A 1,132-nucleotide genomic window follows, 5' to 3' on the forward strand; every position below is an offset into this window, starting at 1 on the left:
TTAATTACAGCACGCTTCATCCTAAACATGACATGCAGCACCTGCTAAAAGAAGTGTCGAAGGTTATCGATCAGTCTGATGATCCTAATCCACTTATCTGTGGGGTTGGCCTTGGTGGGTATTGGTCTGAGCGTATTGGTTTCTTGTGTGGTATTAAGCAAGTGATGTTCAATCCGAACTTACATCCAGAAAACACCATGGCTGGTCGCATCGATCGCCCAGAAGAATACGAAGATATTGCAACGAAGTGTGTAGATCAGTTCAGAGCTAAAAACCAAGGGCGCTGTTTAGTGATTTTGTCGAAAGAAGATGAAATTCATGACAATACAAAAACGGCTTCTGAGTTAGAAAAGCACTACGACATCATCTGGGATGAATCGCAGTCACATAAGTTCAAGAAAATCTCTCAGCATCTTCAAGCGATGAAAGAGTTCAAAAATACCTAGTATGCAAAACTCATTGTTTACGATTTAAACAGCACTGCTTGCAGTGCTGTTTTTCTATCTGTCCCATTTCGCTTTTTGCTGGATTATTCCAGCTCACATTTTCAGCCGTTTAAAGGCAAGAATATTGTGTTCTTTCTATGGTTTTCTTACTGATGAACTATGTGGCACGAATACCTTGTTGTAGAGTAGTCGAAAAGTAGTCAATCCGCATCCAGAGTAAGGATTTTGGTTGCCTTCAAAGGATGGCTCTATATAATGAACCGGACTAAAATAATTTGATAAATATCAAAAAAAATTGAGAGTGAGTGAGAAACTTGCCCACTTTTGTCTGGAATCGTATGTTTCAGGCGATGTAAATGATGCCCAATGAACAAACAGTAATAACAACGAAAAACATAGGCATCCGTTTTAATCCAAACAAGCTGAGACACCTCTAAGAACCAAGAATTCATCGGTTGGATGTTTTACTGCAGATTTGCTGTAAGTGAGACATCGGGCTGAACCCCATATATTCATTTTTGTAGAGGAAAATCATTGTGACACGCATTATCGTTGTAGGCGGCGGTGCTGGTGGCCTTGAGTTGGCGACTAAGCTTGGCCGTACTCTTGGTCGTAAGAACCGTGCGCAAATTACGCTAGTAGACCGTAAAGCGCGCCACTTGTGGAAACCACTGTTGCATGAAGTT

1 protein-coding gene and 1 pseudogene are annotated in these 1,132 nt (G+C 41.2%); both read left to right on the top strand.

Translation table 11 applies throughout. The features are described from left to right. The coding region (gene ycfP, locus R7R78_RS24240) for an alpha/beta hydrolase YcfP (RefSeq protein WP_225474388.1) at positions 1-446 on the top strand (446 nt) is incomplete at its 5' end. Between the two features lie 536 nt (positions 447-982). Continuing rightward, a pseudogene (locus R7R78_RS24245) lies at positions 983-1,132 on the top strand (FAD-dependent oxidoreductase); the annotation flags it as partial.

This window comes from Vibrio sp. 2134-1 (assembly GCF_033339495.1).